Below are 25,303 nucleotides of genomic sequence, written 5' to 3' on the forward strand. Positions count from 1 at the left end.
AATCCTCACCCTGATACGGAGGATTCCTGTTTTGTCTGTGTTTTGACGTTTGGTCGTAACTGCATCCGGTACAACACGAGCGTGAACAAGGTCAGTGTCGAACACGCGTACCAAATGGTCGTAAAGAGTGTGCCCGTATCCGTCCCGATGAAGATGCCGTGAAGGGTCATCAAAAGCCAAGCCGGGAGGACAAGCCAGTGCGTTAATTTCCATAACGTTTTTCCGAGAAACTCTTTCAAGAAATCAGAAGTCACTAAGACAAAACCAAACAGATAAAGACTGATTGTTCCAAAGGCATTCCAAAGTGGCTCATATGATGCAGTCCCCGGAATCAAAATTTCAAGTAAACTCATAGGTGCATACGTATCAACGATGATCAATGTCGCATGAAGCACAATCGCTAATAATCCCGCCCAACCACTGTACAGATGAATATGATGCAGACGGGCTTTTTGTTTTTTCAATGTCGGGAATGAACCGAGTAAACCGGCTAAAACCGATAGTGTCAAAAAGAAATGTCCGGTCATTCCACTCAAACGAATCATTGTCCATGTTGAAAACAACCATTTCATCCAGTCCATATTGCTTGCCCTCCTTTCTCTTCCGCCACCATTTTTCCGGATTCATCCATTAACAACAATCGTCCGTTTGGAAACCATTTGAACAATTTGTCCTGTCGCTCGGCTTCCGTCATCTGAAAAGCCAGCTTCGTCATCACCTCTGCCTCATAGAGTTGCGGAGCTGATGCTGTGACTTGAACGAACCGGCTTTCAATCGGACGTCCCGTCTTACCGCTCAACAAATGATGGTTCGTGCGTTTTCCGACCTTCCACGAACGATATACCCGATTTGATGTCGCAATCGCCCCTTGGCGTAACTGAACTTCGGCAATTGCCTGTTCCGTCTGCGGATCGGTGATTGTAACCTTCCACGGTTGTGTATCCGACCAGACGATGACATCGCCTCCCGCCTCAATCAAACCACGCGGTTGTTTTTTTCGTAACCGTTGTGCCGCGAGCATCGCCGCCGCACCTTTTCCGATGCCGCCTAAATCAATCGCGCCGTGACTCACTCGTGTCACGTCGCATCCTTCAATCACAAACGGACTGCTCTCGGGTGGGGCTTCGATCCTGAATGATTCAACGGCGCGTTGGAATGGAAACGAGCGGTCGTATCCATTTGCCTGTTGCTGTTCAAGTAAAAAGGGCGAAAAATACTGCTCCGTCTGTTCAAAGTAACGAATTGCACGTTGCAATAAGCGTGCAAGCGGTAACGAGACACTGAGCGATTCTCCGACCATCAGACCATTTAGTCGGCTGACCTCACTCGCCGGATCAAATCGTGACCATTGACGGTCGACATATTGAAAAAATTGTTGGATGGTTTTCCATTCGTCCTCTGTGATCGGTTGATCGGTGACGAACCGAATGGTGTTATGCATCGCATACAACTGACGATTCATTCCGATTCACCTCCTATTTCGAATGACTGGACTGTCCGTCACTTCCACCGCTCGGCTGTTCAAAGCCGGATGTTTCGTTGCTCTGCCACCCTTCATCATCGTCCTCCTCATAACTATCCTCATCTGACTCACCCCACTCATCGTCATCACCTTGCGACGGCTGACTTGGAATCGTCGTTTCATCGGAATAGGAATCACCTGTATTAACGGGGTTCGTCGGCTGATCATTCGAAACGACACTCAATTGACCGATTGCAAGACCTAAAAAGACACTGCTGCTCAGACCAACAATCCACTTCGCAAATGGTTTTGGTTTCATTGTCCCTGCTCCTCTCGTTTCCTGTTATCTTTACTGTATCGATAAAAACTGACAACTAGCTGATGACAACTGTGGGATAATAAGAAAAACGACGGGACAGGGGGAATGAGGATGCGTGTCTTGATCGCAGAAGATGATGAACGTCTAGCTAAAATGTTACGCCTTCATCTTGAACGCGCCGGTTACCAGGTGGATGTCGCCCATGACGGGGTAACCGCCATCGAACAGTGTCAGACGTTTCGTTATGATTTGCTTGTCCTCGACTGGATGATGCCGTATAAAAGTGGCATTGAAGTGGCAACCGAGTTGCGGGGGGAGCGTTTCGAGGGCGGTATCCTGATGTTGACGGCACGTGATACGGAAATTGATTTGGTCCACGGACTCGATAGCGGCGCCGATGATTATCTCGTCAAACCGTTTCAGGCAAACGAGCTGTTAGCCAGGCTCCGTGCCCTGAGCCGCCGTCAGAAAAAAGCATTCATCTCGATCGTTTCTTATCAAGAACTGGAACTGGATATCACGACGCAGACGATTTCCTATGCCCACCATCCCCTTGATTTAACGCGCCGTGAGTTCGAGTTTTTATCCTTGTTGCTGCGTCGTCCGGAACAGGTCATGGGGCGGGAATTGATCATTGAAATCGTCTGGGGCATCGGGGCCGATATTACTGACAATGCGCTCGATGCACTTGTTCGGCTTGTCCGCAAAAAACTGGATGCAGCAGGTGCACCTTCCTTGATCAAAACCGTCCGCGGTTTCGGCTACCGGCTCGGTGATCCACATGCTTGAGACGATCCGGAAACGCTTGACGTTATTGTTTAGCGGCACGTTTTTATTATTGTTGATTTTGATTTTAATCGGGGTCTATTTTACGACCGCCCGGTTGCTGGATCAAACGGAGTTGAACCAATTAAAGTCGGTCTCGAATCGTGATCTGTTCGAGCGTATCGAACACGGGGAAGATCGTGTGATCCGGGATCCGATTTATTTTCAACTCTTTAATCCGGATGGGACGGAACGCTATACACGACTGCCCGACGACCTGCCAAAAGAACCTGTCCGAAAATTCCTGGATTCAAACAAAGTGACCGAAAAGATTTTTTCCGACGGTCAGCATTTTTTGCTTTATCAACGGACCAGTCCGGAAGGATCCACCCTTCTCTTGAAGGATATCTCCGCGACAGAAGATACGTTGGAACGGTTGATTGCTATGTTAGCCGGTATCACGCTTCTTTCGACTCTCGTCTTGATGGGAATCAGCTATATCTTGGCCGGTCGTTCCGTCGTCCCCGTCCAACAAGCATTTGACCGGCAACGCCGATTTACGTCAGATGCTTCCCATGAACTACGGACTCCGCTGACGATTTTATACAGTGGAATCGAGTTACTCGAAACTGAACCGCTCAGCACGGAAGGACAGGCAATCTTATCGGATTTGAAAGCAGAGACGGCCTCGATGCAATATTTAGTCTCTGATTTACTGTTGTTGGCCCGAGAAGGTCAACCCGGACCTACGAGTCCAGTCGATTTGAGTACACTCGTTACGCAGACTTCTGAACGTTTTAAACATACGTTAGTCAATCGGACATTGTCTTTAACTATCACACCTCATCTGTTTATCAAGGGAGACCCTAACCAATTGATTCGTTTGTTGACGATTTTTTTAGAAAATGCAGCGGCCTACAGCGATTCTGATATTGAGGTTCAACTGCAGAACACGTCAACTCATGTTCAATTGATCATTGCCGATCAAGGAATCGGCATTCCACCCGAAAATCAAGCTAAAATATTCGAACGGTTTTACCGTGGCGACCACTCTCGTCATGGTACCGGAACCGGTTTGGGTCTCGCCATCGCAAAATCCATTGCCGATGCTCACGAAGCTACTATCTTCGTTGAATCGACACCCCAAACAGGAACACGTTTCACGATTCTTTTTCCAATTCCTTGATGGACCGTCAGCTAACTGTCAGATAACCTCGTTACAGTAAGAGTATGTTCTTATTACTGATCGAGGAGGTTTTTCATATGTTAGCTGGTGTACCGCTCCATCCATTACTCGTCCACGCTCCAATCGCGCTGTTACTGTTTGCGACCGTTCTGTTGGTATTCAGTTTGAAATGGGTGCAGTTAAAATTATTTGTCCTAATCACTTTATTTGCAGGTCTTCTGTCTGGTGTCGCCGCTTACTTATCCGGTGACGGCGCAGAAGAGTATGCAGAAACCAATCTCAGCAGTGTAACGCACGCTGCCATCGAGAATCATGAACACTTTGCGTTATTCAGCCTTGTCGCTTTTGGAATCGCGTTTGTCTTTTTGCTGCTTGGCTACCGTTCGAACAAAAAAACGATGCTCATGTTGAGCCTGCTCGTCGCCGTCGTCGGAAGCGGTCTGCTCGCGTATACCGGTCATCTCGGCGGACAAATGGTTTACGCCAAATAATCAGATATGACAAAAAATGCCCTCCTATCTGTGGATAAGAGGGCATTTAAAATTCACTTATTTACGATGGGCACGTCCTGGACGGCGGTTGTTCGAGCGGCGTGTATTGCCACGACCTTCTGCAGGAGCCTTTGTTCCTTTGCTTTGGTCATGTTGCGCACGAATCATCTCGTCCGATAACTCGACGACGATTGGTGTCACTTCGACCCCAAGCTCGCGTTCCATGTCGCGGAAACTCCGACCGTCTCTTGGTGTGACGATTGAGATCGCCACGCCGTCGTTCCCGGCACGTCCCGTCCGACCAATCCGGTGGACGTAACTTTCGGCATCATCCGGTAAATCGTAGTTGAAGACGTGTGTGACACCCGTGACGTCAAGACCACGTGACGCAACATCCGTCGCGATCAAAAACGGTGTTTTGCCTTGGTAGAACTTCGCCATTGCCTTTTCACGTTTTCCTTGTGTCAAACCACCGTGCAATTCATCCGTCGGATATCCTTGCATCTGTAACTCTTCGTTCAGCTTGCTGACACGACGTTGTGTCCGACAGAAGATGATGGCGGCATAAGGACGCATCTCGTCAAGCATCGTCCGAAGTGTCGCTTGTTTCCGGCGGTCTGTCGTTTCGACGACGAACTGTTCGATGGCATCGACCGTTACTTTTTCGGCTTCGACTTGGACTTCGATTGGATCACGAAGATACGTTTTTGCGAGTTGCTCGACTTTCGGTGGCATCGTCGCCGATAACATGACGAATTGACGATCAACAGGTGCTGCCGCGATGATATCTTCGATTTCCGGTAAAAATCCGATTTGCAGCATTTGATCGGCTTCATCCAAGACCAGCGTCTTCAGTTCACTCAAATCAAGTGTTCCCCGTCCGACATGATCTAAAATCCGACCTGGTGTCCCGATGATGATTTGCGGCATCCGGCCGAGACGTTGGATTTGTTTGAACACATCTTGTCCACCGTACACAGCAAGTGCACGGATGTCTTCCATGTTCCGGATCAACTTGTGTGTTTCGTCTGCAATCTGACGCGCGAGTTCTCGTGTCGGTGCGACGATTAACGCTTGAACGGTTTTGCTCTCTAAATCGATTTGTTCGAGGATTGGTAATAAGAACGCAAGCGTCTTCCCTGTCCCGGTTTGTGCTTTTCCTATTAAGTCACGACCCGCCAGTAAATGCGGAATCGCCTGTTCCTGAATCGGTGTCGGTTGTTTAATGCCTTGTTTTTGTAATTTTTTCACCCATTGTTCTTGAATGTGTAATGCTTCAAATGTTGACATAGTATCCTCCTAAAAATTATCCACAGAAAAAAGCTGTGGATAACCTGCTTCGAATCGACAAAAACAGTTATCCACAGCCGTGCTTTTACTAGTATACACAATTTACGCGTTCATTGCTTCCTGTTTTAACTTTCGATCGAGTACAAATGTACCAAATGGAATGAACGAAGCGATAAAAGCGATGCCTGCTTTTACAAACGACCAACGGTATTTAAATTTAACGACAGCTAACCATAATGCGTACATGACGAACAAGACACCGTGCAGGGCACCGACGATTGAAACGGCTTCCGGCATGCCCGCCATATATTTTAGCGGCATCGCAATCAACAACAAGACCAAAAATGAAATCCCCTCTAACACGGCAATCAATCGAAATTGACCTAACGTAGTTCCTAACATCCCGTCACTCCTTTTTCCTGTTTACTTCCTTTAGTATACGGGACGTCAGCCGGTCTGTGACCTGTGTCACAGGATTGTCAGATTTCGAGCGGACGGAGCCGTGCTTCAATCTCTTGGCGCTTTGGCTCGAGGAATGGTGGAAGTGCCAATGTCTCGCCGAGCGTTTCGACCGATTCATCTGTCGCAAATCCAGGTTTATCCGTGGATAACTCGAATAAGATGTGGTTCGGTTCACGGAAATAAAGCGCTTGGAAATAGTGCCGGTCGACCTTACCCGAATTCGGCAGACGATACTGGTTGAGTCGTTCCACCCATAAATCATATTCTGCGCTGTTCGGAACACGGAAAGCGACATGGTGGACACCATCACGACCGAGACGTTCGCGGTCGAGATCCGGACGAGCTTCGAGATGCACCTCTGCCCCGATCCCGCCTTGTCCTGTCGAGTAGACTTCGATCTCTGCAAAATCACCGGCAAGCGACGGATAACTGCCGACTTTTTTAAAGCCCAGCACTTCTGTCAAGACGAGTGCTGTTGGTGCCGGATCATTGACAGTCAATGTTACGGCCCCCTAATCCGACGATGGCATGCTCCGCTGGAATCTCCTCGTGTTTCCAAGGTACACCACCTGCGACACCTTGTTCCCCGTCTTCTGCGACGAGAATCAGCCGAGTGCCTTCTTGATCACGAAAAGCCAGTGTCTGCCGTCCTGCCCGTTCCACGATGGCATCATGATCGATTCCTTGTGCTGTAAAACGCTCTGCCCAAAACTTGAGTGAATCCGACGTTTTGACACGGAGTGATGTCGAAGAAATACTCGAGGCACCGGGTACCCCCGTCCCTAGATGCGGGATATCAAAAAATGTCAGATCCGTTCCCGGATTGCCTTCAGCATCTCCGTAAAAAAGGTGATACGATGTCGTGTCGTCCTGATTGACGGTTTTTTTGATGAGACGCATCCCAAGAACTTGTGTATAAAATTGATAATTCCGCTCTGCCATACCAGTTAAGATTGACACATGATGAATACCGAGTAATTCCATATTTGTCACGTCCTTTTGGTTGTTTTTAATTTGTACCGTCAGTATATCGCACAATTATCTTGAATTCAAGATAATTACTCATTAAAAAAATCGCCCTTTCGAAAAAGGACGATTGAATAGTTAAGATTAAAGTTTTACGACGTTAGCAGCTTGTGCTCCACGTGCGCCTTCAGTGATTTCGAATTCAACTTCTTGACCTTCGTCAAGTGATTTGAAACCTTCACCAGTGATTGCTGAGAAATGTACGAATACGTCTTCTCCGCCTTCAACTTCGATGAAACCGAAACCTTTTTCTGCGTTAAACCATTTTACTTTACCTGTGTTCATGGGAACAACCTCCAAAAATAAATTACTTAATACATATGCACGGCATATGAAAGAAATTCATTATTGTCCCGAAATACATGGAGCGACGAAAAGATTGTTCGTGACGCAATGTGAATCAGTAGTGACAATAACAATATTAAGCTACCGTTAGTATAGAATGATTGCGCTTTAAAAGTCAAGTTGTCTGACCAATGAATTTCCATTTGATTCCACTTTTCACGTAAAAAAAACAGATTCGGAATGATCCGAACCTGCTTCTGTTTCTTAACGGTGGATCCAGACAGCTCCTGCAGAGTTATCTTTCGCTTCACCGATGACTTGAATTTTAAGACCGTTGTTCGGAAGCAGTTTTCCTGCATCCGGGATCAACTGATTGATGTACGATTTTGAATCGTCAAACTTCGTGACACCTGCAAGTCCTTTATAGTCGTAAAGACCGCGAGTCGGCGAATCGATGACCCAAGCCGGTGCTTTATCATAGCTGAAAGCAGCATCCGCCACTTGGTAACGTGTGCTTCCTGCAACGACCGGTTGTCCTTTAAGCGTTCCGACGATGGCTTCAGGATGCGAATCGACGACACCGAGGAAACCTTCACCCGGGTGAACACCAACCCAGTTATCTGTAAAGCTGCTATCGGCATACCATACGACGAGACCTGTGTTGTATTTGACGCCACGTGCATGCTCAAGCGCTTTGTCTGAGCCTGCATAGTTCCGCCATTCGAGGTAGTATGCGTTATCCGCATAGCTGAAACCGTCCGAAGCAATGAATCCGTCTAATTTAAATTTCGGTGTACCTTCTGCATCGTCTTCAAAGACGACTTTTCCGTCGACCGTCAATTTCGCGTTATCAAGTGCGAATCCGTCGAGGGCAAGACCAGCATCTCCTGTATAGTCGAATGTCAATGTGACTTTTTTGCCGGCAAATTCACTGAGGTCATACGATTTGTCGACCCATGCACCTTTTGAAGATTCTGCACGTTGATCGCCGTCTGTATCTTCATCACCAATTACATCAATGACTTTTGACACGCCATCAGCTGTAGCTGTGACTTCCAGGAAGTCGTAATTAAATTCAACATCAAAGTATGCTTTGTAGTCGAATTTTGCTGCTTTTGCAGCTGTCAAATCAAATTCAGGTGATGTCATCGATGTGTGGAGATCATTTCCTTTTGTACTGTAGTAATATTTTTTCCCGAAGGCCGGTGCGATTCCTTTGACCGGTTTTTTCGGAAGATTCACTTTGATGATACCCGGATTTTTTGACTTTGTGACACTTTGGTCGAGGTATGAAGCCGTTCCTGCTGATCCGAGAGAATCAAAGTCAACGTTTTCGATATTCGCCCAGTTTCCACCCATCAACGTTTGGAAGAACTCTTTGTTTTGTGGTGAGAAGCTCGTCGGTTCTGTTCCAGCTACGTTACCATTCCAACTTCCGCCGCTCATGATGGACCATGAAGCAACTGGTTCACCTTGACCCGTATACTGTGTATCGTACTCATCCGGAAGACCTAAATCGTGACCAAATTCGTGTGCAAATACTCCGACTGCACCGTCTTCCGGTTGGACAGTGTAATCATACGCCGCCATTTTTCCGCCCCAGTTCGTTGAGTTTGAAGTGGTGTTTTCAACCGGGTATACTCCGCCGAGTGTCCAACGGTGTGACCAGATTGCATCGTCACCAAGCGTACCACCGCCTGCTTCCTGACCTGTACCTGCATGAATGATCATCAAGTGATCCACAATGCCATCCGGCTCGTTGAAGTTGCCGTCTCCATCAATATCATACTGATCAAACGTATCGTAATCAGCTAAATTAATACCGGCTTTGACCGCTGCATTTAACGTGTCTTTGACAAGATCTCGTGGTCCTTTTGGTCCAAGATTATCATTCCCACCATTTGGACTGTCTGCACCATAATCTTTAGCTGTTCCCGGAACCGTCAACCAATCAGAAACTTTCCCGTCAACCGTATAACTTCCACCTGATTGCTCTTCGTAATATTGTTTAAACGTTTTGACTTTCTCTCCGTTAAAGAGTTTGAACTCTTGATCGCCGAACATCAATTTTTCATAATGCTCTTTATTGAAGTTGTCTGCATACATATAGCCGTCTTCCTGTACGACATTGTTATGCTTAAAGTCGCTGTACTCTGTTAACAGAACCAGTACTTTGTCTGAGCGAACAGCACCATTGTATGGTGATTGCTTGGCTTTATCGACTTTGACAAATCCATCTTTTTTCCCTTTTTTGTAGTTGTTATGGTTTTTCTTGAGTTGTTTTGCCAGTTGATCTTTTTGTTTCGTTAAAAAGTCTTTTGTTTTTTTATCGAACTTTTCTTCTTTACCTGATTCGTGATCATGGTCTTCATGATCAACTGTCGGTTTTCCATTAGCCTTTTTGTCCAAGTACTTCTGAACGGCTTGTTGTTTTGCTTCTGCTGATGCTGCTTTTGAGACGACCCCACGTTTTTCAAGCACTTTCAATAAGCGTTCCTGATCGACTGTATTTAAGTCCATCGGTGCACCGGCTGCTGCTTTTTCAGCAGCTTCCACAGATTTTACCTTCTCACCAGGTAAAACTGGACCAACGACAAATGCAGCAGCCGTGATTCCGGATAAGACCGCTAAGCTGAGTTGTTTCTTTTTTCCCACGTGAACTGACCCCCTATGTAATAGTGAAAAGCACGACTAAAATAACTTTTCTGAATATTCAAATCATATGTTCTTTTAGTTGGTTAATCAATTAGTTTTTGAATAATTAGTACTTTGTAACTATACCTATTTTTGGGATTTAGTTCATGTTTACGGAAATCTGCCGATAGAGGTAATAAACAGTCTGTTTCTCGCCCATCTACTAGGCTCGGTACATACAATTCCATATCTCATTGAAGGAGGACTTTCATGTCACCTCTACAGAAATTCGAACGACAGCTTTTAAAAAACTATCTAATTGGCTCATTCGTCGCCGTGTTTGGTGTCGGTTGTCTCTTCATCTTCGAAACACTGACTTTTGATATACGTGAACGCGTCGTTTTATTGACCATCATGACGGTTTCCGTCATCACCATGTTCAGCTTTGAATATACGATTTATCGAAAACATATGCATCCGCTCTATCAAGTTTTCCAAACCTCCTTTCCGAGTCAGGAACAACTGACCACTGCCTTTCGGACAACCCATCGTTTCCCCTTGTTGACGATCAGACGGATTCTTGGTCCACACTTCCTTGGATTATCGATTCCCTCGTCCGGGTTGACGGCTCTTGCGATTCGGTTTGGATGGCTCGATATGCCGTATTATCTGATTGGTCTCGCTTGTTTCGGGGCCGTACTTGTCGCGATTTTACATGCCTTGATTGAGTTTTTCCTGACGTACCGCGTGACGGAAGCGATGTTAGCAGAACTGACGACACAAGCGCGCATGCGCGGTTACGCTGAGCTGATGCTGACCAAAAAGGATTTCATCAGCCTCCGCCAAAAGATGTTGATCAGCACCTTGATCATTGGTGTTTTTCCAATCCTGTTATTTGTTCTCGCCTCTGCCGTCCAATTGACAGAAAATGAAAGTTTACGTTCCTATTGGAGCTGGTCGACGTTGATTCTGATCGTCATCCTGTGCCTTGCCACATTTTGCAGTTTACTTCTATATGAAAATATCAAGAAGCCGATTTTGGCTCTGCAGGACGGCGTCGCCCAAATTAAATCCGGACAGTTGAATACAATTGCCAATCCGTTTTCCGATGAATTCTCTCAATTGATCGGCGGATTCAATTTGATGGTCGAAGGCATCCAAGGACGGGATCAGGAAAATGAGCAGTTACTCGACAGCTTATTTACCTTATTCGCCGCGACGCTTGATGCCCGTGATCCTTATACAGCCGGACATTCGTTGCGTGTCGCGGAATACTCGGTTGAGATTGCCCGCGCTGCCGGATTAGCCGATGATCAAGTCGAGCTGTTACGTAAATCGGCCCTTCTACATGACATCGGAAAAATCGGTATCCGGGATGACGTGCTCTTGAAGGAAGGACGATTGACGGAAGAGGAATTTGATAAAATCAAACAACATCCTGTCATTGGTGTGCACATTCTATCGCAAGTTCATCTTCCAATGAAGTTACAACCGATTCTTCCCGGGGTAAAGTACCATCATGAACGCTATGATGGTAAAGGATACCCAGAAGGATTAGCCGGTGAAGCGATTCCCGTCTTCGGCCGGATCATGGCGATTGCCGATGCGTATGATGCCATGACATCCGACCGTCCCTATCGTAAAGGAATGCCTGTCGAAAAAGCACTCGCCATCTTGGAAGAGGGAAGCGGGACACAGTGGGATGCTTCCTTTACCCAACTGTTCCTCGACTTGAAGAGACCATCTGTTATTTCAGCCTCTTGAGTATCATGAAAGGAGTTTCTCATGCATCCTAAAATTGTCGATCGTCATGAACTGTATGTCATCGGTCTTGGTTTGACCTGTGAAGAAAATGAATTGCATACCTTGATGCCGGAATTATGGCGTGAGTTTTCACGCCGTTCGCATGAAATTCCAGCTGAACCGGGCAGTTATCCGCTCGATTTATCCCTTGGACAGCGCGGGACGAAGCATACACAATGTATCGGTCTTCCGGTTGCTTCACTCGATCATGTCCCAAAAGGCATGAAAGGACATCATATTCCATCTGCCCGTTATGTGTTCTGGAAACATGAAGGTCCCGATATTGAGATTTGGAAATCGTTTGAACAGATTCAACGGTTCGCTCAGAAACAGGGAATCACCCTTGACCCGCTTGATTTTAAAATTGATGAGACACGTGACAAGACACATCATCTTTATCAACGCATCCTTTAAAACCGCTGTCTGAAGCGGTTTTTTTAATGTCTTTTTCTCTTTTTTTAGGTCACTTAACTATTCAGTCCGGGTATTAAGTACTATAATCTGAAAATTCTAATTAATGCGAACGGCTTATTCTCGGTTTCTTCTTTCTTTGGCATAGTTAGACTCAACCCAAACAAGGAGGCGATTTATTTTGAAAAAGTTTCTCGCTACATCGCTTGTCGCAAGTGTACTTGTCGTTCCTACAGTCGTCGGAGCAGAAGGTCTTCAATCTGGTAAGCTGACGAAAGCTTCATCAGAACCTGCTGCATCAATCGTCAAAGAGTACGTCAATAAAAAAGGTGACTTCTCAGTACAAGATGTCCAAAAAGATGGATCTTCTAACATCGTACGTCTCCAACAAGAAGTGGATGGCGTCCCGGTCTTCGGTAGTGTCGTCGTCGGTAACGTTGCGAAAGACGGTACATTAAAAGCAGTCGTCAACGACGCCGTTGACGTTAAAGGAAAACCAGGTCTCGCTAAAAAAGCTGCAATCTCTGAAAAGAAAGCACTCAAACTATACAAAAAAGCCATCAAAGCAACTGAATTCGAAGTAGCTCCAAAAGCTGAACTCGTCATCTATCCAGTCAAAAATGACGCGGTCTATGCTTACAAAATCACATCTACTGTCTTAGCAGGTGGCGAGCCGTCACGCTGGACATACTTCATCGATGCGAACTCAGGTAAGGTTATCAACAAATTTGACCAACTCGCTCACGCAACAGGTACGACAGTACTTGGAACAAGCGAAACGTTTAACACGACGTTAAGTGCTGGGAAATATTATCTCCAAGACACAACGCGCGGAAAAGGTGTTTACACATACGACGCGAAAAACCGTACATCACTTCCAGGAACACTCTGGGCAGATGCCGATAATGTCTTCAACGCTACTTATGACCGTGCTGCCGTCAGCGCACACGTCAATGCAGCAAAAACGTATGACTTCTACAAAAACACATACGGTCGCAACAGTTATGACAATGCGGGTGCACGCCTGAACTCGACAGTCCATTACTCGACGAACTACAACAACGCGTTCTGGGATGGAACGAAGATGGTTTACGGTGATGGAGACGGCACAACTTTCGTCGCTCTCTCTGGTGCACTTGACGTCGTGGCGCACGAATTGACGCACGCTGTCACAGAGTACACAGCTGGACTCGTGTATCAAAATGAGTCTGGTGCCATCAACGAAGCGGTTTCCGATATCATGGGAACAGTTGCCGAGTACTCTGTCGGATCAAACTTCGACTGGCTCGTAGGGGAAGACATCTATACACCAGGTGTCAGCGGCGACGCACTCCGTTCAATGTCAAACCCTGCTGCTTACGGCGATCCGGATCACTACTCAAAACGCTACACAGGAACGCAAGATAACGGTGGTGTCCACATCAACTCTGGTATCATCAATAAATCGGCGTACCTCCTCGCAAACGGCGGTACATTCTACAATGTATCCGTTACAGGAATCGGCGTACCAAAACTTGGTGCGATCTACTACCGTGCGCTTAACGTCTACTTGACTCCGAACTCGAACTTCAGCTCACTTCGTACGGCAGTCATTCAGTCAGCAAAAGATCTTTACGGTGCAACAAGTGCAGAAGCAACAGCCGCTGCCAAATCATTTGATGCTGTCGGCGTCTACTAAGAAAACTTCCTCCCAAGGATTTTCGACCTCCTGAGTCCATGACTCGGGAGGTTTTTTGCATTAAAAAATGGCCTGTCAGAGACAGACCATGATTTCTTACTTCCCTGGATCACGTGCGAGACGGAGTCGTGTTGATCCGTTGTCCGGAAAAGCTTTTAATTGTAACTTCTCACCTTGATACCATGTACCGTAAGCTGTTTCAACAACCGGTTTTCCTAAGACGGACAAGCCGGAAGCTGAAGCATTCGTCCAGTCGATCGCTTCGATGATCCCGTCGGATACGACAAGCAGGTAACCTGCGTTTGAGAAGTGATACGTATTGACGGCGTCTTTCTGAGTATTCCCCAGCTTGCCGTACTTCGCTTCAAATTTCTCAAGCGATTGACCGAGATATTGTTCCGGTTTCTCGATTGGTTGATTCGCAACTGCTTGTTGTAACGTCTCAAGCAGTGTTTTGTCCTTGACCGATGATGAAACGTCCATCCGGACATCAGTTTCCGGAACATATCCTTCGACAGTATCACTTAATTTTATATGCACCATTCCGTTCTTTGCATCCAAAATTTCGTAGACATCCCCTAAATCCGCTTTATAGATGACACGACTCCGATTGGCATCTTGATACACATCAGCAAAAGGACGCGTGATCCAAGCCGGTTGACTGACTTCCGGTTTGTCGGTCTTTTTCTTTGCTTTCGGCTCTTTTTTCTTTTGATCGGTTGAGGCGGATTTTTTAGTCTCTTTAGTCTCTTTGGTTTCCTTCTCTTTTTCACTGTTCACTGACTTAGGTGACTCTACTGTCGATGTCGCTTGACTGGCATCATTCGTTGACACCATATATCCCCAGCCGCCGACAATCAAAACGGTTGCCAGAACGCCACCCAGCGCGATACTCCGACGGTTGCGCTTTTGTTTTCGGCGTTCTTTGCGGGATAACCGTTCTTGTTCATTTTGCTGTTCATTTTGACTCATCTATTGTTCCTCCTGAATTGACCTAGACACTTTTTAACCACTATACCATCGAATCGGATCATGGCAGTGGTTAAATTTCGATGACAGTTCTGCCTTGATGGGTTCCGTCGAGCAGGGACGCTACGACGTCCGGAAGATCGTGTAAACTTTTCGTTTCGACCCATTCCTGGACCGGTAATCGCCAGTCATCCGCGAGGTGCTCCCAGAGACGGGTCCGCTCCGAAACCGGTACTTGGACGGCATCGATTCCAATCAAGCGAACGCCGCGCAGGATGAACGGGTAGACCGTCAGCGTCATCTCTGCCCCGCCGACGTTGCCGCATGTCGTGACTAATCCGCCGTATTGGACATATCGAATAACGGACGCAAGCAACGGTCCACCAACCGTATCGATGATGCCGGCATAACTTCCCTTCTTCAAGGGACGCGTCGTTTCGTCCAAAAACGATTGTCGGGATAATACTTCTGTCACGCCTGCTTGTTTCAAACGATCCGCTTCCGCTTCTTTTCCCGTAACGGCATGAACGGTGAATCCGAGCTTCAGAAGAAGTGCGACAGCAACACTGCCGACTCCACCCGTCGCGCCTGTGACGAGCACCGGACCATCATCCGGCTTCACCCGTTGCAACAGTTCATCCACTGATTGCGCGGCGGTCAAACCGGCCGTGCCGTATGCCATCGCTTCAAACGTCGTGAGTCCGTCCGGTAACGATGTGATCCAGTCCCCGGGGACACGTATGTATTCCTGAAAGCCGCCTGACGTGTTCATCCCAAAATCAAATCCATTGACGACGACTGCTGTTCCTTCTTGAAACCGTGCATCGGTTGAGCGGACGACGTGACCTGCTGCATCGACACCCGGTGTATGCGGATATTCTTTCGTCACACCCCGGTTTCCCGTGATCGATAACGCATCTTTGTAATTGACACAGGAATAGTCAACACGAATCAAGACATCTCCTTCCGGCAAATCGACAATCTGCTTCTGTTCAAGTGTTCCTGTAAACGTTTCGCCCTGTTCGCGAACGACAAAGGCTTTAAATGTCTCTTTCATATCCAAGTCCTCCTTCATGAATCACTTCCAGTAAGCTATACCCGAACACAGTCATCGGCATACCTTTTATGCACGTTTTGTTCATACAAAAAAACCGTGAATGCCGAAGCACTCACGGTTTTTGGCGTCTGACGAAAAGAAACGTTTTTCCGCAGGTAGTCACTGGTGACAGGTCAGAACGTCATCGGTCAGTGGTCATGGGTGTGCCGTGGCCGTTGAAATTCCCTATTGGAAGAGGTTTTGTGTCAGAAGCGCCGTCCCTGATCAGGAGTCTCACCTGACCAGAGTCTCACATGTAACGTGTACCGTCAAAATCAATTTCCGTCCGGTAATTGGCGGCATTGATCGCATTTGAAATCCGATGTGCTGCCCGCTCCATTTCCTGCGCTTTAATCCGGTAGGCATCCGGATCATACAAAGCATGCCGAATGACGGTCGTTCCTTCAAATCCATATTGGAATTCGCGTTTTGGACGGGCGGCGAGTTCTTGGAACTGTGTGGCTTTTGCCCGGAGTTGGGTTGCCAGTTCAATCGCTTCGACGAGAGGTACTTCACCTTCTGTCGTCTCAATTGTCGTCGACAAGTTCGCAGCGTAGACTAACCGATCCAGTGTCCGCATATCCCGGCGAACTTCATCCATCGCCGATTCGACATCCAGTAGCGTCCGCTCTTGACCGGTCGGCAGGGCCTCCCCTTTTTCAAGATCAACAAATGCAATCCGGTCCACTTCCTCGACCAGCTGTTCGAGCTGCTTCCGTAAGATACTTTTCAGTTTCACGGCATCTGCTAAGTACATCTCTTCAGTCCCCCGTTTCTTGATATCATTCTTCTAACCTGTACGCCTTGCCGGTCTGAAAAGTTTCATTTTAATTGACCGAGATACGCGGAAAAGTCTTGCTCGATATCGGTCAGTACCCTTTTTGTCACATCAGACGATTGATTCGGATCATAGCGGACCGTCTCATACAGCTGTTGCAATTCAGGTGACGGCTGAAAACCGATCCGGGCAAACCATTCCCGGAACGACTCGGTCTCCCGTCGTTTCAGTTTTTGCGGGAGATGACGGTTAAACAAGACGACTTGTTGCCGGACCTGCTCGACCGGTAATGGCGGCAGTTCGTCTTCTGGATTCGTTTCTCCCAGGCGTTTTTTTATTCGAACCGAACGTGGTACTAACTCGTCTTCAGTACTGTCCCATTTCTTTCGTTTCCGGAAACGGCGTCCAATCAGAAACAGTAATACTAAACCGGCGAGACCGGTTGCGACCAGCAGATACGGAAAGCCGCTCTCGCCTTCTTCATCTTCACCTTTTGCAAACGGATGAAATCCTAGTAAAATGATTTTTTCTTTCCTTGGCTTTCCACCCTTTCCTTTTTCATCTGTTTTATACCCATATCCGACTTTTCCAGTCGGCAGTTCTTTTTTCTTAAACAAGTTCGACCACCAAAACGTTAATGGTTCGGATTCACAGCCTCTTACACATTTCTGCTGACCGCCTCCCGGAAACACTTCGATGTTTTGTAAAGCGCTATATCCTGTCTCAGCTAACGGTTTGATGATGCCGAGCCCCAATAGGACCACACCCATCAAAATCAACAAGCGACTTCGAAATCGCATATTCCCACCTCACTAATGTCATTTTTATCCATTATATACGAGTTTAACCCTAATTATCGGAATTTTTTGTTTTTGTCAGAAAGGGGCTTGAATCCGGAAGGGGACGGGAAAAGGAAAAGAGTGATTTTTAGAGAGGGGTTTCCAGATGCTGAGATTAGATGAAACACATGATCCGTATCAAAATGGTCAATTGATTGCGGAATATACCGAAACGAAGTCGAACGGGGAGGCCGTTCTTCGGGCGGAGCAACTGATGAAAGACAGTCCGTTCGTTGCACCGCGTCGAACACCTCATCCGAGCCGTTATCTCCGGTCTTTGATTTCGCCGCTCTTTTTGACGGATCGGGATAAACATATTCTGCCGTTGACGAAGGCTTTTGTCAGTGAACAGGACGAAATCCGACCAAGTTGGTTCGGTCGGCTGACGTATGAATTTGAACAATTGATCAGCCAGGTTGAAAAGGTTGATGTCCGGGCTTACGGAGCGGTCGGGGACGGTGTGACGGACGATACACTCGCCTTTAAGGAAGCACTCGCTGACGGACACCGCCAAGTCCATGTCCCGGCCGGCACGTATCTCGTCCGCGGCATCCGTCTGCCGAGTTATACGATTTTGACTGGAGACGGCAAAGGACAGACGATCATTAAGCTCCACGATGCGGCTCCCAAAGGACGTCGGTTGATCACGAATCAAAACTACTTACTCGGTAACCATCATCTGCTCGTCGAACGGATGACACTGGATTGGAACATCGAACGGATCGGGGAAGCGAAAAAGAGCAGTACGTGGGGCAATCATTCCAGTTGTTTGACCTATGCCCATGTGACGTACGGTTGGGTGTTTGACGTCGACGCCGTCAATCCGGGTCTGCACTGCTTTGATATCTCAACCCCCTATTACAACTACAACGGGGACGGTGCACGCGCCAACCTCAGCAGTTCGTTCATCTGGTTCGACGGACTGACGGGATCCGGTTTTGGGGACGACGGCATCACGACCCATCACAGCGATCATCTGTTCATCTCAAACTGTTTTATGCGTGATCCGAGCGGACGGGCGCATGCTTCAGGTTTTTCGAATTCAAACGGGATTGAAATCGATGACGGTTCCCGTGATGTCTGGTTGTTCAACAATGCGACGACACGTTGTTTCGGCGGACTTGAAATCAAAGCGCACGCAACGTCTTCCGCCGCATCGACCGTTAAAATCGTCGGTCACTTATCCGTTGATGATCACCGTTCGTTTAACTTCCGGCATATCGGACATCATCAAGCAACCGATCCGACATCGCAAACCGCCTACAATGTCGTCGCGGCACGTCTGATTGCCCAGACACCGCAGTATACGCCGCTGTATCAAAATTCGAAGCCGCGTGCCCTGATCGTCTCCGCCTATCGGAACGTCGTCATTCATGACTTCACAGTGCTCGGTGATCCCTATTATGATTACCAAGAACAGCCGGTGATCGGGATTCAATACAAAGCACGTAACGTGACGTTGAGCCAAGTCAAGATGAGTGGTTTCCGACGCGCCAAAACGGATATTCAAATATTCGGGGGCGACAACCGGGCCGAGGATGTCCGATTGATCGACGTCCGGATCGAGGACTCTGCCAAACACGGCATTACGATTGGTCCAAGCATCGAACACATCCGGTTGGCAAATGTCGCCATCAAAGGCGATGGGACGGTCGGTCTGAATGCCAAGTCCGAACCTGAACTCGAACGGTTTATCGCGACCGGCTATAAAGTACCGGTCCGCACGCATTCGACATAACTGGTTTCCGGATGATTCCGAACACAAAATAAGGCTGATTCGACGCATGTCGAGTCAGCCTTATTTATATTATTGTGCCCGAAGATACGCCAAGACCCGGGTATCAATCGAACGATCCGTTTGTTCCCGCATTTCAAAATTTTCAGTATGCAGATAGGTTCGGAAGGCTTCTGCAAACGAACCGCGGTATCCGAGTTCGAGTAACTTATCCATCAATTCCGATTCGAGTGCATCATCAATCGGCTTGATTTCTTCCGGCTTACTTGGTTGTAAATAAAGTGTGTGCAACTGATAGATCCGTTCCAGTTCTTGAATCGGACTCGTGTGATCATCAACACGCAAATCAATGTACCGATCATTAAAGCCACCGTACCCTCCGCCTTCTTTAACGACCAACAGTGCCGCGGACTGCATCCCCCGTGAATCGCCGCCTGCTGCTTGACCGGCAGCCAGTGCGCGCAGTAAACGCTCTGCTAGTGGACCTTCAGTCGTCTCAAACACGCGAGCCATTTCTTTGACTGTGTTCCCGTCGACCAGAATATTTCCCTGTGCTGCAAAGTGTTTACCGGCAATCCCGCCTGCCCAATCATTGCAACCTTCTCCTGTGAATGTCGCACTTTTACCAGAGGCATCCACGATTCCGACTTGACGATCCGCCCGACCTTCGTCTGCTTCCGTCAGGCGTTTTAACACTTCATCCGCTGACTTGCCTTCCGTAATCATCCGCAGTCCGTCTGGTCCATAAGCTGTATTCGCAAATGATTGTGTCGCGATGGCACCAACACCGGCTTTCGCAAATGGAACTGCACTGCCGACTGCCAAAAATTTAGATTGAACCGCTACACCCCAAGCTTGTTCTTTTTCACAATACCCAACGATTGAATAGGTCATCTGTCAAAAATCCCCCTCGATTGTCATATGTATTCGTTCGTCGTAAGCATTCCCGTTTCCTGCATGTCAAAAACCTTTCGCTCACTTGGAACGAAAGGTTTTTGATGATTATTGAATTCCAAGTACCACCGCGAGAAGCAATGCGCCGCACGCAAGAACAATCCAAATCGCAAACAGTTTCCAAACGAACCGTAACCATTTTTCGTATGGAATGCCGGCAATCGCCAAGAATGCCATTAAGTGCGCACTTGTCGGAAAAATCATATTCGTCAATCCATCTCCGTATTGAAAGGCCAGGACCGCGACTTGACGCTCAATCCCAAGCAAGTCGGCGAGTGGTGCCATGATCGGCATCGTCGTCGCAGCCTGTCCGCTTCCGGATGGAATAAAGAAGTTCGTAATCAGTTGGACAATATACATACCGATCACGGCAAGTGATGTCGGTAACTGTCCGACGGCATTCGACAAGCCATAAATTACGGTATCGATGACTCGGCCGTCTTCCAAGATGACGACAATTGCCCGTGCGAACCCAACAATCAAGGCACCGAATGTGACTGCCTTCGCTCCATCAATCAAACTCTCAAACGTTCGATTGACGCCCATTGTCACAATACCGGCAAGGAGACCAATGATCAGGAATGATGCCGTCAGCTCCGTCAAATACCAACCCCATTCGAAGATGCCGATGACGTTCAGTGTGATACCGCCAATCAATACGACCAGTACAAACAAATGCTTTTTCGAGAAACGCGAGAAGGTTGCCGTCGTTTCTTGTTTTCGATGCTTCTCCAGATCGTGAACAAGACTCTGCTCCGGATTTTTTTTGACTTTCTGTGCATAATTCATAACATAAAAAATTGTGACGACCAAAAAGACAAGATAGACTGCAGTTCGGTAACCGAGTCCACTGAACAATGGCACTTCCGCAATCGATTGTGCGACTCCTACCGTAAAGGGATTCAACATCCCGCCGGCAAAGCCAACTGCTGCTCCGAGACTGACGATAGCGGCACCCGTCATGGCATCATATCCAAGTGCCCGTGCCAGCATGATGCCAATCGGTACGAAGATGATCGTTTCTTCTGCCATTCCGATCGTTGCACCGGCAACCGAGAAAACGAACATCGTCATCGGAATCATAATATGTCCTTTTTGACCAAATCGGTTAATCAATTGATTGATGCCAGACTCGATTGCCCCGGTTTGTCGGATGATCCCGAATACACCGCCGACTAAAAAGATGTAGAAGATAATGGCAGCGCCTGCCTCCATTCCTTTCGGGATCGCTTCAAACAAACCAAACAAGTTGACTGGAGCCGACTCGACCGCACGATACGTACCGTCAATGACGACGGTTTGTCCGTCCTGTTTTTCCCGATCGAACTGTCCGGCCGGTAATGTATACGTCAAGATGACTGCAATCAATAAAATTCCCATGATGATAGCATACGTATGAGGCATCTTGAAGAAAGACCGGGCAGAAGCATCTGTCTGTGGTTTCTGTTCGTTCATTCGTTTGCCTCCTGATCTACTATTAATATTTTAACTCTCTTAAGAGATAATGCCCTATTTATGGAAAAAATAACAGACTATTTTGTCATTTAATCTTTTTGTAATATATTATTTACTGGTTTTTCTTTTTAGAAACCACAAAAAAACCTGACGATTGTCAGGTTTTACGACGTTCTCTGATTATGCGTTGAACGATTGAACATCTAACGGTTTCGCAAGCGCTGTTTGAGCAAATGCCACGAACTGACCGAAATGAGCACTTGTATTGTGCGACTCGATCGCTGCTTGATCTTCCCATTTTTCGATCATCATGAAGACATTTTCGTCTTCGATGCTTTGAAAGAGATCATAACTGATATTGCCTGCTTCCATGCGTGATCCTTCGATCAATGTTTTAGTAGCTTCTAAAAATTCTTGGCGTTTTGCAGCTTGTACTTCTAATTTTGCTTCAATGGCGATCATTGGAAAGCCTCCTCTAAAATTTCATTAACTCAAGTATCGTAGCACCTTCCCTTTCGATTCTCCATTAAGATGCTTATACGATTAAAGAAGTTATATTTCGGGTAAAAAAATGTATCATTTTGACATCAGAGAGGAGTCCATTCAAATGACGGTCGAGATTTTCTATTTCGAGGATGATGGCGAGATTCCAAACAACCCAGATTTACCCGTTCTGATTTATCGTCATGTCTTTGACGATCCGTCTTCCATCGAAGATACCTTTCATTCGCACAATTGGCAAAACAGCTGGGTCGACGGTATTTTTGATTTCCATCATTATCACAGCGTCGCCCACGAAGTCATCGGTATCCTTGAAGGACATGCCAGCATCCAACTTGGTGGACCGCTCGGAAAAACCTTTACTTTGACGGCCGGTGATGTCGTCGTTCTTCCTGCCGGTACCGGACATAAGGCACTGCATACCAGCCGACAATTTAAAGTCATCGGAGCGTATCCAAACGGTCAGGATTACGACACCTTAACGGGTGATCCGTGCGAACGCCCGGCAAACCTAAAACGAATTGCCCAAGTCGAACGTCCGCAAACGGATCCCGTTTACGGAAAACAAGGACCATTATTTGAACACTGGTAGTCACGTCTGCTTTCCGTCCACTGGAAAGCAGACGTTTTTTTCTGGCACATCCGTGGTAAACCCTACTATTGTGTTTTTTAAAGGAGGAAGAAAGATGAATGAGACAGAACGGACCGTCATACTTGCGGCACTGAAGCAACAAACTGTCACGCTTCCAGATCAGACTCACGTACGCGCACTCGGTCAAGGAACATGGCGCATGGGTGAAGATCAAACGAAGCGTCAAGCTGAAATCGAAGCGTTGCAGGTCGGCCTCGACAGCGGGATGGAACTGATCGATACCGCGGAAATGTACGGGGAAGGTGCATCCGAACAGCTGATTCGTGAGGTGCTCAAAGAGCGACGCGACGAAGTGTTTCTCGTCTCGAAAGTCTACCCGCATAATGCCGGTGGTGAAAAGTTACGCACCGCCTGCGAGCGGACACTCGAAAATCTCGGCACCGACTATCTCGATCTTTATTTGTTGCACTGGCGCGGCAGTATTCCGCTACAGGAAACAATCGATGGACTGGAACAGTTGAAAGCCGAAGGGAAAATTCGCCGTTGGGGCGTCTCGAACTTTGATGTCAAAGATATGAAAGAACTTCTCGCGCTCGATCAAGGCGATCAATGCGCCGTCAATCAAGTGCTGTACCATCTCGGTTCACGCGGGATTGAGTACGAGCTGATGCCGCTTCTCAAACAACACGGGATACCGGTGATGGCGTATTGTCCGCTTGCTGAAGGCGGCAGTTTACGGGATCAGTTGCTGGACCATCCGACTGTCGAACGCCTCGCCGAAGAACACGGCGTCAAACCGGCACAAATCCTGCTTGCCTGGGCCATCCGAAGCGGTGACGTCATCGCGATTCCAAAAGCCGGACAAGCGCAGCATGTGGAGGAAAACGGGAAAGCCGCTTTGGTCGATTTAACCGAAGAAGAATTGGCTGCACTCGACGAAGCGTTCCCGGCACCTACAAAAAAAGAACCACTCGATATCGTCTAAGGAGGAGTCAATGATGAACAAATCAGTCAAACTCGGAAAATCTAATTTAACGGTCAACCCAATCGGTCTTGGGACCAATGCGGTTGGAGGACATAACCTCTACCCGAACCTCGACGAACAGGCAGGTCGGGATCTGGTCCGCGTCGCCTTGATGAACGGAATCAACTTTTTGGATACCGCCTACATTTACGGACCGGAACGTTCAGAAGAACTGGTCGGAGAAGTCTGGAGTGAAACGGTGGAGCGTGAAGAGGTCATTCTCGCGACAAAAGGGGCGCATCAACTGGTCGATGGGGATGTCGTCATGAACAACTCACCTGAATTTTTAAAACAATCGGTCGAGGACAGCTTAAAACGTCTGCGAACAGACTATATCGATCTCTATTATATTCATTTCCCGGACGAGCAGACGCCAAAAGACGAAGCGGTCGCCGCACTTGCCGAGTTGAAAGCCGAAGGGAAAATCCGGGCGATCGGCGTCTCGAACTTCTCACTCGAACAATTAAAAGAAGCGAACAAAGATGGTCATATCGACGTCTATCAAGGAGAGTACAATCTCTTTAAGCGTGACGCTGAAAAAGAGATTCTTCCGTACATCCGGGAACACGGCATTTCGTTTGTCCCGTACTTCCCGCTCGCAGCCGGTCTGCTTGCCGGAAAATACGATGCCGAAACGAAATTTGATGACCTTCGGAAAAATGATCCGTTGTTCCAAGAGGATGTATTCAAAGACAACTTGGCGAAAGTCGACTTATTACGCCCGATTGCGGAAGCGAAAGATGCCGAAGTGGCCCATATCGTCCTCGCCTGGTATTTGGCACAAGACGGCATTGATGCCATCATTCCAGGTGCGAAACGGGCTGAGCAAGTCACAGATACAATCCGGACACTCGATGTGGAATTGACGGAAGAGGAAATTCGTCAAATCGATCACATCTTTAGCTGACCCAATAAAAACCACGCCATTTTGACTTGGCGTGGTTTTGTTTGAGCAAATTAAGCGAAAATCTTTGGGCAGGCTCGTATGATAAAGAAACAGGAGGCGATTCATATGAAACACCATTTTCACCTTACAGCAGACTGGCCCGGCAATCGGAATGACGTCGGACAGATCGAGACCGGCGAGTTAAAAACGAAGATTTCGATTCCGGACGCGATGGACGGTCCCGGTGTCGGAACCAATCCGGATGAAATGTTGCTGGGGGCGGCAGCAACGTGTTACATCATTACGCTGGCCGCGATGCTCGAACGCAACAACATTCCGAAAGTGTCCCTGACGATGGAATCGGAAGGAATCGTCGACGTCACGAACGGAGTCTTCACCTATGACGCCATCATTCATCGACCGACATTGATTCTTCCGGAGGACACAACAAAAGCGAACCTGACAAAAGCACGCCGTCTTGCCGAAAAAGCGGAAGGCTCGTGTATGATTACCCGGGCACTGGCTGGTAATGTGAACGTTTCGTTAGAAGCGGTCGTGGAGTTGGCAGGTTAATCTTCCATGTTTACGCAGTATGATACCTTTGACTTCATTTCCTAATTGGAAATGAAGTTTTTTGTAGTTTAATTCGATTCTTGCTGCAC

25 protein-coding genes and 1 pseudogene are annotated in these 25,303 nt (G+C 47.6%); 11 read left to right on the forward strand and 15 right to left on the reverse strand.

The features are described from left to right. Nucleotides 1-5: 5 nt before the first annotated feature. Genes ACHA8N_RS15100 through ACHA8N_RS15110 form a run of 3 tightly spaced genes read right to left on the reverse strand, consistent with a single transcriptional unit; the run spans nucleotide 6 to nucleotide 1,781 of the window. Nucleotides 6-581: a hypothetical protein gene (locus ACHA8N_RS15100; protein ID WP_393966196.1), complete on the reverse strand. Its 576-nt coding sequence runs from the start codon at nucleotides 579-581 to the stop codon at nucleotides 6-8. Further along, nucleotides 569-1,462, reverse strand: a complete 894-nt coding sequence (locus tag ACHA8N_RS15105) for an FAD:protein FMN transferase (protein WP_393966197.1) — start codon at nucleotides 1,460-1,462, stop codon at nucleotides 569-571. The genes ACHA8N_RS15100 and ACHA8N_RS15105 overlap by 13 nt, the downstream gene beginning before the upstream one ends. A gap of 13 nt (nucleotides 1,463-1,475) precedes the next feature. Next, nucleotides 1,476-1,781 carry a hypothetical protein gene (locus ACHA8N_RS15110; protein WP_393966198.1) on the reverse strand — a complete coding sequence of 102 codons (306 nt, stop codon included), beginning with the start codon at nucleotides 1,779-1,781 and terminating at the stop codon, nucleotides 1,476-1,478. Nucleotides 1,782-1,892: 111 nt separating this feature from the next. Between ACHA8N_RS15110 and ACHA8N_RS15115 the strand changes: the two genes are divergently transcribed. The 3 genes from ACHA8N_RS15115 to ACHA8N_RS15125 all read left to right on the forward strand — a co-directional run bounded on the left by ACHA8N_RS15115 (nucleotide 1,893) and on the right by ACHA8N_RS15125 (nucleotide 4,223). Next, complete coding sequence (locus ACHA8N_RS15115) at nucleotides 1,893-2,570, forward strand: response regulator transcription factor (RefSeq protein WP_147512107.1); 678 nt, start codon at nucleotides 1,893-1,895, stop codon at nucleotides 2,568-2,570. After that, nucleotides 2,563-3,732 carry a sensor histidine kinase gene (locus ACHA8N_RS15120; RefSeq protein ID WP_393966199.1) on the forward strand — a complete coding sequence of 390 codons (1,170 nt, stop codon included), beginning with the start codon at nucleotides 2,563-2,565 and terminating at the stop codon, nucleotides 3,730-3,732. Before ACHA8N_RS15115 ends, ACHA8N_RS15120 begins: the two co-directional genes overlap by 8 nt. A 77-nt stretch (nucleotides 3,733-3,809) precedes the next feature. Further along, complete coding sequence (locus tag ACHA8N_RS15125) at nucleotides 3,810-4,223, forward strand: DUF2231 domain-containing protein (RefSeq protein WP_147512109.1); 414 nt, start codon at nucleotides 3,810-3,812, stop codon at nucleotides 4,221-4,223. A 57-nt stretch (nucleotides 4,224-4,280) separates the two neighbouring features. On the opposite strand, the gene ACHA8N_RS15130 is transcribed toward ACHA8N_RS15125, so the two are convergent. The 5 genes and pseudogenes from ACHA8N_RS15130 to ACHA8N_RS15150 form a co-directional block, all read right to left on the reverse strand. Continuing rightward, on the reverse strand, nucleotides 4,281-5,513 hold the full coding sequence (locus ACHA8N_RS15130) for a DEAD/DEAH box helicase (protein ID WP_147512110.1): 1,233 nt from the start codon (nucleotides 5,511-5,513) through the stop codon (nucleotides 4,281-4,283). Nucleotides 5,514-5,615: 102 nt separating this feature from the next. Further along, complete coding sequence (locus tag ACHA8N_RS15135; RefSeq protein ID WP_147512111.1) at nucleotides 5,616-5,915, reverse strand: DUF3817 domain-containing protein; 300 nt, start codon at nucleotides 5,913-5,915, stop codon at nucleotides 5,616-5,618. Nucleotides 5,916-5,992: 77 nt separating this feature from the next. Next, a pseudogene (locus ACHA8N_RS15140) lies at nucleotides 5,993-6,959 on the reverse strand (ring-cleaving dioxygenase). 126 nt (nucleotides 6,960-7,085) lie between these two features. Then, on the reverse strand, nucleotides 7,086-7,286 hold the full coding sequence (locus tag ACHA8N_RS15145) for a cold-shock protein (RefSeq protein ID WP_012371797.1): 201 nt from the start codon (nucleotides 7,284-7,286) through the stop codon (nucleotides 7,086-7,088). Between the two features lie 264 nt (nucleotides 7,287-7,550). Further along, a complete protein-coding gene (locus ACHA8N_RS15150) occupies nucleotides 7,551-9,941 on the reverse strand; it encodes an immune inhibitor A domain-containing protein (RefSeq protein WP_393966200.1) in 2,391 nt (796 codons plus the stop codon). A gap of 249 nt (nucleotides 9,942-10,190) precedes the next feature. On the opposite strand from ACHA8N_RS15150, the gene ACHA8N_RS15155 reads away from it, so the two are divergent. From ACHA8N_RS15155 to ACHA8N_RS15165, 3 genes are all read left to right on the forward strand, one after another. Continuing rightward, the gene (locus ACHA8N_RS15155) at nucleotides 10,191-11,684 is read left to right on the forward strand and encodes an HD-GYP domain-containing protein (RefSeq protein WP_393966201.1); all 1,494 of its coding nucleotides are present in this window, start codon (nucleotides 10,191-10,193) and stop codon (nucleotides 11,682-11,684) included. Nucleotides 11,685-11,705: 21 nt separating this feature from the next. Then, entirely contained in the window at nucleotides 11,706-12,137 is a 432-nt protein-coding gene (locus tag ACHA8N_RS15160; RefSeq protein WP_393966202.1) for a GyrI-like domain-containing protein, read from the forward strand. Nucleotides 12,138-12,315: 178 nt separating this feature from the next. Then, nucleotides 12,316-13,812 (forward strand): M4 family metallopeptidase, encoded by a 1,497-nt coding sequence (locus ACHA8N_RS15165; protein WP_393966203.1) that lies wholly within the window; start codon nucleotides 12,316-12,318, stop codon nucleotides 13,810-13,812. 96 nt (nucleotides 13,813-13,908) lie between these two features. Here ACHA8N_RS15165 and ACHA8N_RS15170 read toward each other — a convergent pair whose 3' ends face one another. From ACHA8N_RS15170 to ACHA8N_RS15185, 4 genes are all read right to left on the reverse strand, one after another. Then, a complete protein-coding gene (locus ACHA8N_RS15170; RefSeq protein ID WP_393966204.1) occupies nucleotides 13,909-14,784 on the reverse strand; it encodes an SH3 domain-containing protein in 876 nt (291 codons plus the stop codon). Between the two features lie 70 nt (nucleotides 14,785-14,854). Next, complete coding sequence (locus ACHA8N_RS15175) at nucleotides 14,855-15,838, reverse strand: YhdH/YhfP family quinone oxidoreductase (RefSeq protein WP_393966205.1); 984 nt, start codon at nucleotides 15,836-15,838, stop codon at nucleotides 14,855-14,857. 289 nt (nucleotides 15,839-16,127) lie between these two features. Then, a complete protein-coding gene (locus ACHA8N_RS15180) occupies nucleotides 16,128-16,634 on the reverse strand; it encodes a hypothetical protein (RefSeq protein ID WP_147512119.1) in 507 nt (168 codons plus the stop codon). Nucleotides 16,635-16,699: 65 nt separating this feature from the next. Then, a complete protein-coding gene (locus ACHA8N_RS15185; RefSeq protein WP_393966206.1) occupies nucleotides 16,700-17,455 on the reverse strand; it encodes a hypothetical protein in 756 nt (251 codons plus the stop codon). A 145-nt stretch (nucleotides 17,456-17,600) separates the two neighbouring features. Between ACHA8N_RS15185 and ACHA8N_RS15190 the strand changes: the two genes are divergently transcribed. After that, entirely contained in the window at nucleotides 17,601-19,232 is a 1,632-nt protein-coding gene (locus ACHA8N_RS15190; RefSeq protein ID WP_393966207.1) for a glycosyl hydrolase family 28-related protein, read from the forward strand. A 69-nt stretch (nucleotides 19,233-19,301) separates the two neighbouring features. Here the strand turns inward: ACHA8N_RS15190 and ACHA8N_RS15195 are convergent, their stop codons facing one another. The 3 genes from ACHA8N_RS15195 to ACHA8N_RS15205 all read right to left on the reverse strand — a co-directional run bounded on the left by ACHA8N_RS15195 (nucleotide 19,302) and on the right by ACHA8N_RS15205 (nucleotide 22,100). After that, nucleotides 19,302-20,123 (reverse strand): DUF1028 domain-containing protein, encoded by an 822-nt coding sequence (locus ACHA8N_RS15195; protein ID WP_147512122.1) that lies wholly within the window; start codon nucleotides 20,121-20,123, stop codon nucleotides 19,302-19,304. Between the two features lie 108 nt (nucleotides 20,124-20,231). After that, nucleotides 20,232-21,638 (reverse strand): YfcC family protein, encoded by a 1,407-nt coding sequence (locus ACHA8N_RS15200; RefSeq protein WP_393966208.1) that lies wholly within the window; start codon nucleotides 21,636-21,638, stop codon nucleotides 20,232-20,234. Between the two features lie 180 nt (nucleotides 21,639-21,818). Next, on the reverse strand, nucleotides 21,819-22,100 hold the full coding sequence (locus ACHA8N_RS15205; RefSeq protein ID WP_393966209.1) for a putative quinol monooxygenase: 282 nt from the start codon (nucleotides 22,098-22,100) through the stop codon (nucleotides 21,819-21,821). 145 nt (nucleotides 22,101-22,245) lie between these two features. On the opposite strand from ACHA8N_RS15205, the gene ACHA8N_RS15210 reads away from it, so the two are divergent. From ACHA8N_RS15210 to ACHA8N_RS15225, 4 genes are all read left to right on the forward strand, one after another. Then, complete coding sequence (locus tag ACHA8N_RS15210) at nucleotides 22,246-22,731, forward strand: cupin domain-containing protein (protein WP_393966210.1); 486 nt, start codon at nucleotides 22,246-22,248, stop codon at nucleotides 22,729-22,731. 94 nt (nucleotides 22,732-22,825) lie between these two features. Further along, complete coding sequence (locus ACHA8N_RS15215) at nucleotides 22,826-23,716, forward strand: aldo/keto reductase (RefSeq protein WP_393966211.1); 891 nt, start codon at nucleotides 22,826-22,828, stop codon at nucleotides 23,714-23,716. A 13-nt stretch (nucleotides 23,717-23,729) separates the two neighbouring features. Then, on the forward strand, nucleotides 23,730-24,662 hold the full coding sequence (locus ACHA8N_RS15220) for an aldo/keto reductase (protein WP_214721505.1): 933 nt from the start codon (nucleotides 23,730-23,732) through the stop codon (nucleotides 24,660-24,662). Nucleotides 24,663-24,767: 105 nt separating this feature from the next. Continuing rightward, nucleotides 24,768-25,214 carry an OsmC family protein gene (locus tag ACHA8N_RS15225; protein WP_393966212.1) on the forward strand — a complete coding sequence of 149 codons (447 nt, stop codon included), beginning with the start codon at nucleotides 24,768-24,770 and terminating at the stop codon, nucleotides 25,212-25,214. Nucleotides 25,215-25,303: the final 89 nt, after the last annotated feature.

Source organism: Exiguobacterium sp. S22-S28, from assembly GCF_043359615.1.
In the GTDB taxonomy this organism is placed as follows: Bacteria; Bacillota; Bacilli; order Exiguobacteriales; family Exiguobacteriaceae; genus Exiguobacterium_A.

Coding starts and splice junctions, on each gene's coding strand:
- ACHA8N_RS15135 (WP_147512111.1), bottom strand. CDS start 5,915: ATGTTAGGAACTACGTTAGGTCAATTTCGATTGATTGCCGTGTTAGAG.
- ACHA8N_RS15195 (WP_147512122.1), bottom strand. CDS start 20,123: ATGACCTATTCAATCGTTGGGTATTGTGAAAAAGAACAAGCTTGGGGT.
- ACHA8N_RS15200 (WP_393966208.1), bottom strand. CDS start 21,638: ATGAACGAACAGAAACCACAGACAGATGCTTCTGCCCGGTCTTTCTTC.
- ACHA8N_RS15115 (WP_147512107.1), top strand. CDS start 1,893: ATGCGTGTCTTGATCGCAGAAGATGATGAACGTCTAGCTAAAATGTTA.
- ACHA8N_RS15105 (WP_393966197.1), bottom strand. CDS start 1,462: ATGAATCGTCAGTTGTATGCGATGCATAACACCATTCGGTTCGTCACC.
- ACHA8N_RS15100 (WP_393966196.1), bottom strand. CDS start 581: ATGGACTGGATGAAATGGTTGTTTTCAACATGGACAATGATTCGTTTG.
- ACHA8N_RS15220 (WP_214721505.1), top strand. CDS start 23,730: ATGAACAAATCAGTCAAACTCGGAAAATCTAATTTAACGGTCAACCCA.
- ACHA8N_RS15190 (WP_393966207.1), top strand. CDS start 17,601: ATGCTGAGATTAGATGAAACACATGATCCGTATCAAAATGGTCAATTG.
- ACHA8N_RS15205 (WP_393966209.1), bottom strand. CDS start 22,100: ATGATCGCCATTGAAGCAAAATTAGAAGTACAAGCTGCAAAACGCCAA.
- ACHA8N_RS15130 (WP_147512110.1), bottom strand. CDS start 5,513: ATGTCAACATTTGAAGCATTACACATTCAAGAACAATGGGTGAAAAAA.
- ACHA8N_RS15110 (WP_393966198.1), bottom strand. CDS start 1,781: ATGAAACCAAAACCATTTGCGAAGTGGATTGTTGGTCTGAGCAGCAGT.
- ACHA8N_RS15120 (WP_393966199.1), top strand. CDS start 2,563: ATGCTTGAGACGATCCGGAAACGCTTGACGTTATTGTTTAGCGGCACG.
- ACHA8N_RS15185 (WP_393966206.1), bottom strand. CDS start 17,455: ATGCGATTTCGAAGTCGCTTGTTGATTTTGATGGGTGTGGTCCTATTG.
- ACHA8N_RS15210 (WP_393966210.1), top strand. CDS start 22,246: ATGACGGTCGAGATTTTCTATTTCGAGGATGATGGCGAGATTCCAAAC.
- ACHA8N_RS15175 (WP_393966205.1), bottom strand. CDS start 15,838: ATGAAAGAGACATTTAAAGCCTTTGTCGTTCGCGAACAGGGCGAAACG.
- ACHA8N_RS15155 (WP_393966201.1), top strand. CDS start 10,191: ATGTCACCTCTACAGAAATTCGAACGACAGCTTTTAAAAAACTATCTA.
- ACHA8N_RS15225 (WP_393966212.1), top strand. CDS start 24,768: ATGAAACACCATTTTCACCTTACAGCAGACTGGCCCGGCAATCGGAAT.
- ACHA8N_RS15145 (WP_012371797.1), bottom strand. CDS start 7,286: ATGAACACAGGTAAAGTAAAATGGTTTAACGCAGAAAAAGGTTTCGGT.
- ACHA8N_RS15160 (WP_393966202.1), top strand. CDS start 11,706: ATGCATCCTAAAATTGTCGATCGTCATGAACTGTATGTCATCGGTCTT.
- ACHA8N_RS15125 (WP_147512109.1), top strand. CDS start 3,810: ATGTTAGCTGGTGTACCGCTCCATCCATTACTCGTCCACGCTCCAATC.
- ACHA8N_RS15180 (WP_147512119.1), bottom strand. CDS start 16,634: ATGTACTTAGCAGATGCCGTGAAACTGAAAAGTATCTTACGGAAGCAG.
- ACHA8N_RS15170 (WP_393966204.1), bottom strand. CDS start 14,784: ATGAGTCAAAATGAACAGCAAAATGAACAAGAACGGTTATCCCGCAAA.
- ACHA8N_RS15215 (WP_393966211.1), top strand. CDS start 22,826: ATGAATGAGACAGAACGGACCGTCATACTTGCGGCACTGAAGCAACAA.